The organism is Dokdonella sp., assembly GCF_036518555.1.
Taxonomy (GTDB): domain Bacteria; phylum Pseudomonadota; class Gammaproteobacteria; order Xanthomonadales; family Rhodanobacteraceae; genus Dokdonella_A.
Genome location: NZ_DATDMY010000109.1, coordinates 1 through 5,932, shown reverse-complemented (window position 1 = coordinate 5,932; position 5,932 = coordinate 1). Strand labels below are relative to the sequence as shown.

5 protein-coding genes and 1 pseudogene are annotated in these 5,932 nt (G+C 71.7%); 5 read left to right on the top strand and 1 reads right to left on the bottom strand.

Features of this window, described 5'->3' with window-relative positions; all coding sequences use genetic code 11:
* From VI238_RS06670 to VI238_RS06650, 5 genes and pseudogenes are all read left to right on the top strand, one after another.
* Window positions 1-283, top strand: a pseudogene (locus tag VI238_RS06670) (sterol-binding protein); the annotation flags it as partial.
* Window positions 280-1,950 (top strand): ubiquinone biosynthesis regulatory protein kinase UbiB, encoded by a 1,671-nt coding sequence (gene ubiB, locus VI238_RS06665; protein WP_331649734.1) that lies wholly within the window; start codon window positions 280-282, stop codon window positions 1,948-1,950. The pseudogene VI238_RS06670 and the gene ubiB, both read left to right, overlap by 4 nt.
* A 19-nt stretch (window positions 1,951-1,969) precedes the next feature.
* Entirely contained in the window at window positions 1,970-2,686 is a 717-nt protein-coding gene (locus VI238_RS06660; protein ID WP_331649732.1) for a hypothetical protein, read from the top strand.
* A gap of 41 nt (window positions 2,687-2,727) precedes the next feature.
* On the top strand, window positions 2,728-3,150 hold the full coding sequence (gene arfB, locus VI238_RS06655) for an alternative ribosome rescue aminoacyl-tRNA hydrolase ArfB (RefSeq protein ID WP_331649730.1): 423 nt from the start codon (window positions 2,728-2,730) through the stop codon (window positions 3,148-3,150).
* Window positions 3,147-3,743 carry a 1-acyl-sn-glycerol-3-phosphate acyltransferase gene (locus VI238_RS06650; RefSeq protein WP_331649728.1) on the top strand — a complete coding sequence of 199 codons (597 nt, stop codon included), beginning with the start codon at window positions 3,147-3,149 and terminating at the stop codon, window positions 3,741-3,743. The genes arfB and VI238_RS06650 overlap by 4 nt, the downstream gene beginning before the upstream one ends.
* Before the next feature lie 262 nt (window positions 3,744-4,005).
* Here VI238_RS06650 and VI238_RS06645 read toward each other — a convergent pair whose 3' ends face one another.
* Window positions 4,006-5,457, bottom strand: a complete 1,452-nt coding sequence (locus VI238_RS06645; protein ID WP_331649725.1) for an alpha/beta hydrolase — start codon at window positions 5,455-5,457, stop codon at window positions 4,006-4,008.
* Between the last annotated feature and the right edge of the window lie 475 nt (window positions 5,458-5,932).

Below are 5,932 nucleotides of genomic sequence, written 5' to 3'. Positions count from 1 at the left end.
CGGCTACGCGCCCGACATCGACGCGGCGTTCGCGCACGCGTTCGGCGACGTCGCGGGCACGGCGATCGCGCGCGCGCTGCGCGGCGCGTTCGCGTGGTCGCGTGCGTCCGCGAGCTCGTTCGCACGCGACGCCGCCGAGTTCCTCACCGAAGAGGGGCGCGACCTCGTCGCGCGCGCGGAACTCGAGGGCTTCCTCGACGACGTCGACGGCCTGCGCGAGCGCGCCGAGCGGCTCGACGCCCGCGTGCGACGGCTGCGCGCGCGCGCGGCGACGCGCGCATGATCGCGCTGCGCCAACTGCCACGCCTGTTGCGCATCGCGGGCATGCTCGCGCGTTATCGCATCGACGAGGTGCTGCCGCCGTCGCGACGGCCGCGCGCACTGGCCTGGTTGCGTGCCATCCTGCCCGCGCCGGGCGCCGGGCTGCTCGCGCTGCCGCGCGGAGAGCGTCTCGCGCTCGCGCTGACCGGCCTCGGCCCGATCTTCGTCAAGTTCGGGCAGATCCTCTCGACGCGGCGCGACCTGTTGCCGGCCGACGTCGCCGACGCGCTGACCCAGTTGCAGGATCGCGTCGCGCCGTTCCCGCCCGCGCAGGCGCGCGCGGCGATCGAGCGTTCGCTCGGCGGCGCGATCGAGGCGCGCTACGCGAGCTTCGACGACGTGCCGCTCGCGTCCGCATCGATCGCGCAGGTGCACGCGGCGACGCTCGCCGGCGGTCGCGAGGTGGTCGTCAAGGTGCTCCGACCCGACATCCACGCGCGCATCGACGCCGACGTCGCGCTGCTGCGCGCGCTCGCGGGCGTGGTCGAACGCACGCATCCGAGCGCGGACCGGATCCGCCCGCAGGAGATCGTCGACGAGATCGAGACGACCCTGACCAACGAACTCGACCTGCAGCGCGAAGGCGCCAACGCGTCGCTGCTGCGGCGCAATTTCGCCGGTTCCGACGACCTCTACGTGCCCGAGGTGTTCTGGTCGCACACGAGCCCGGGCGTGCTCACGCTCGAACGCGTGCGCGGCATCCCGGTGGACGACCTCGCCGCGCTCGACGCGGCCGGCATCGACCGCATCGCGCTCGCCGAGAAGGGCGTGCGCCTGTTCTACACGCAGGTGTTCCGCGACAACTTCTTCCACGCCGACGCGCACGCGGGAAACATCTGGGTCGACGCGACGCGCACCGCGGACCCGCGCTTCATCGCGCTCGACTTCGGCATCATGGGCTCGCTGCCCGAGCGCGACCAGTACTGGCTCGCGGAGAACTTCCTCGCGCTGTTCAACCAGGACTACGCGCGCATCGCCGAACTGCACGTGCGCGCGGGCTGGATGCCCGCGAATGCGCGCCTCGACGAACTCGAGGCGGCGGTGCGCACGGTGTGCGAGCCTTATTTCACGCGACCGCTCAGCGAGATCTCGCTCGCCGAGGTCGTGGTCAAGCTGTTCGAGGTCGCGCGCCGCCACGACCTCACGCTGCAGCCGCAGCTGATCCTGTTGCAGAAGACGCTGCTCAACATCGAGGGCGTCGGCCGCCTGCTGCATCCGCAGATCGACATCTGGGCGACCGCCAAGCCGGTGCTCGAGAAGATCTGGTATCGCCGCCGCGGTCCGCGCGCGTTGCTGAAGGCGCTGCGGCGGCGCGTGCCCGAATGGCTCGCCGCGGCGCCCGACATGCCGCAGCTCGTGCACAGCTACCTGTCCCAGGCGACGACGGGTTCGATGGAACTTCGCATCGCCTCCGACGATCTCAGGCGCATCGAACGTCGCCTGCGCCATGGCCAGCGCGCGACGGCCTGGCTGTCGTTCGCGCTCGTCGCGGCCATTGCCGCCGCGCTGCTGGACGGCGGTGCGCCGCGCATGTCGCTGCTCGCCGCGGTCGCCGCGGGCGTCGGCGCGCTGCTCGCGCTCGGTGGCGCGCTCCGGGCGCGTCGGGCCGACGACGTTCGCAATCGATGAATCCCTGCGGAGATATCCGATGACAAGAACCGCCCTGTTCACACTCGCGTGCACGCTCGGCGTCGCCGCGTGTTCGCACACGCGCATGCCCACCGACGACGAGCTCACGCACCTGTTGCGCAGCGAGCGCGCCGCGCCGACCGACGCGAAGGCGGCGCTCGATCGCGCCGCCGTCGACTGCCTGCGCGCATGGTCCGGCAACGCCGAACTCATGCAGGGCCTCGGTCCGTCGCTCACCGACGACGCCGGCCGCAAGGACTGCCGCGCGCGCGTCGACGGGTTCCTCCAGGACGCGACGCGCAACCCGTCCAGCCTCGCCTTCGCCGACGTGAGCGCCGAGCCCGCGGTGCGCCGCGCGGTCGAACTCGCGCGCTTGCATGCGCCGCCGCCGCCGAATGTCGTGACCAGGCCGATCCCGCCGTCGGCGATGCCGGGCTCGACGCCGGCGCCCCCGGCCGCGCCGGCCCAGCCGGGCGTCGACCTCGGAGGCGTCGGCGCGGACCTGCAGGACGCCGAGGAGCAGTGCCGCAAGGTGCAGGAAGCGGCGATGGCCGCCGATGCGAAGCCGATCATGAAGCGATTCGCACAGTACTGCGGCAGCAACCTGTCGCGGCTACGCGCGACGATGGAAACAATGAAGCGCAGCGGCGCCGACGAGAAGCGCCTGGACGCGACGGTGGTCGCGGCGCGCAACATCGCCAACAACGCGCGCAACATCCTCGCCGGCGGCAAATGACCGCCCGCCGCGCGCCGGCTGGCGCGCGGCTACAATGAGGCATGCTCGAGATCGACGCCCGCCTCGCGATTCCCGACGACGAACTGGTCGAACGCTTCGTGCGTTCGGCCGGGCCCGGCGGACAGAACGTCAACAAGGTCGCCAGCGCGGTCGAGCTGCGTTTCGACGTGCGCTCGTCGCCGAGCTTGTCCGAACCGCTGCGCGAGCGCCTGCTCGCGCGGCGCGATCGCCGCCTCACCGACGACGGCGTGCTCGTGATCCAGGCGAACCGGTTCCGCGACCAGGCCAAGAACCGCGACGACGCGCGCGCGCGCCTCGCCGAGGTCATCCGCGCCGCGCTCGTGGTGCCGAAGAAGCGCATCGCGACCAAGCCGTCGCGCGCATCGAAGCAGCGCCGCATCGATGCGAAGAAGACGCGCTCGACGATCAAGCGCTCGCGCGGCCGCGACTGGAGCGGCGAATGACCGCAGCGGCGTGGCCGCGCCTGCCGCCGTCGGTGCCGCAGTTGCCGCAGGATGCCCGCCGGCGCGCGTGTGCCGCCGTGCTGCGCGCGTGCGGGTGGCACCTGCGCGGCCGCTTTCCGGATGTGCCGCAGCTCGTGCTGATCGCCGCGCCGCACAGCTCGTGGTGGGACGGCGTCTGGGGCCTGTTGTTCAAGGTCGCGATCGGCATCGACATCGCGTTCATGGGCAAGCGAGAGCTGTTCGTCGGCCCGCTCGGCTGGTTGCTGCGCCACCTCGGCGGCATCCCGATCGAGCGCGCCGCCGCGCACGGGCTCGTCGATCAGATGACCGCGCGCTTCCGTGCGCAGCCGCGGCTGTGGCTCGGCATCGCGCCCGAGGGCACGCGCCGGCGCGTGGCGAAGTGGCGCAGCGGCTTCTGGCACATCGCGCGCGCCGCGGGCGTGCCGATCCTGCCGATCGCGTTCGACTACGCGACGCGCTCGATCGTCGTCGGCGAGCCGTTCACGCCGGGCGCCGACCTCGATGCGGACCTCGCCGCGCTGCGCGCATGGTACCGCCCGTTCCACGGCCGCAACCACGACGTCGGGCCCTGACGCGCATCGGGCCCTGCGGGGCGAGCCAAAGCGGAAAAGCTTTTTGCTTCCCTCCTCGAACGCCGGCCGGGACGACCGCAGGTCGGCCGGCACGTCATCGGCGGCGGGTCCAAAGCGAAGAAGATTGGAACACAAAGACACCGAGCACACGGAGACATGCTCTTGCTCGATCTGCTTCCTTCGTGTGCTCGGTGTGCTTCGTGTTTCAGGCTTTTCGCTTCCAGCCTTTAGCCGCCGAGCGAAAACCGTCGCGCCCGCGCAACTACGGCAGCACGTCGGCGACCCGCCCCTCCAGGTACGCGAAGAACGGATTGCACGTCAGCCGCTGCAGCTGCTCCGCGCTGACCTGCAGCGCGCCGCGCTCGCCGCGCAGGACGAGCGTGCCGAGCCGGATGCCGTAGTCCTCGTCGGTGCGCGGCGCCGAACCGTACAGCGGGTCGTCGCACGGGAACGGCAACGCGACGTGCGAGAGCGAATAGACGTCCGCCGGGAACGCCAGCCTAATCGCGCGCTCGACCGGTGCGTCCGTGCCCGCTTCGTAGCGCTTCTCGCCGACCTCGAGCGTGTCCGCGCCGAGGTTGCCGACGATCGCGAGCCGGTACGCGCGCGGCGCCGTACCGTGCAGCACGTCGATCTCGCCGGCGGCCGCCGAGCGGAACATCGGTGCGAGCAGGTTCGCGCGGTTGATGTCGAACAGCACGAGCTCGCTGCCGTTGGCGGGCAGCCGGTCGAACAGCGCGTGCACGACGTCCACGCTGCTGACCGTGCTGTCGAGCACCGACTGGAACGCGAGGACGGGCGGCAATCGCGCGAGGCGCCCGCTCGCCGAGCGGCCGGCGACGCGCGCGCGTACGGTCGCGGCCAGCAGGTACGACTGCAGCGCCCCATTCGTCGGGAACGAGTTGTACTTGTACGGATTGAACTCGGGCAGGATGTCGATCCAGCGCGATTTCTCGAAGTAGCCGAAGCCGCCGAACAACGGCAGCCAGCGCGACAGCGACGCGAACGGGCGCAGGCCGACCATCGGCGACACCAGCACGATGCGCTGCGGCGCCGGCAGGCGCGCATCGTCGAGTGCATCGAGCGCGTAGTCGAGCGCGAGCGCGCCGCCGTTCGAATAGCCGAGGATGTGGAGCGGCTTGTCCGCGCCGACGCGCGCACGCAGCTCGCGCATCGCGATGCGCACGACCGCGCGCCAGTCCTGCCAGCGCACGTCGAGCAGGCCGGCCGGCACCGTGCCGTGCCCTGGCAGGCGCGGCGCGATCACCGCGAAACCGGCACGCTCGTAGATCGCCGCGAGCGTGCGTACGCTGTACGGCGAATCGGTGAGGCCGTGCAACAGCAGCACGCCGCCGCGCGGTTCGGCCGGCGTCGATTCGAACGAACGGTTCCAGTCGCGTTCGCCCATCCGCGCGCCGAGGCGACTGTCTTTCTCGTAGCGGAACTCCCCCTCGACCGCAGCGGCGGCGAGCTGCGCGTGCAGGTCGTCGAACGCCTGCTGTTCGCGCGAGAGGACGTTGGCCCATGTGGCGCGCGCGTCGAACGTGTCGGCATGAATCTCCTGCGCAAGCACGATGCGATGCCACGGCATGAGGTCGGGCTTGCCGCGCGCTTCGAACGCCCGCGCGAGCAGGAGACCGAGCGCGGCGAGCACGGCGAACAGAAGCGCCCACGCCGCACGGCGGAGCAGACGACGGAACGAAGGCAGGACCATGCGCCGATCCTAGCGGAGGCGTCCCCTTGTGGGAGCGGCGCAAGCCGCGATGCCCCTCCCTCGCCTCCCCCGCTCGCGTCAGAGGTCGTGCCGCAGGCGCGGGTGAGGGAAAGCCACGCGACGGCCTCGCATGATTCCCTCATCCGCCTCCGGCACCTTCTCCCGCAAGCGGAAGAAGGGCCAGCGATCGCGGATCGACGCATCGTGTCGGTTCCTGCGATCCACTCGGTGGGCACCGCACGCGGCGATGCCCCCCACCTCTCCCGCTCGCGGGAGAGGTCGGGCCCGCAGGCGCGGGTGAGGGGAGCCCCGCGACCGCGTCGCACGATTCCCCTCATCCGCCTCCGGCACCTTCTCCCGCACGCGGGAGAGGGGACAGCGAGCGCAAAACGACGCATCGTGTCGGTTCCTGCGATCCACGCCGTGGGCACCGCACGCGGCGATGCCCTCACCTCTCCCGCTCGCGGGAGAGGTC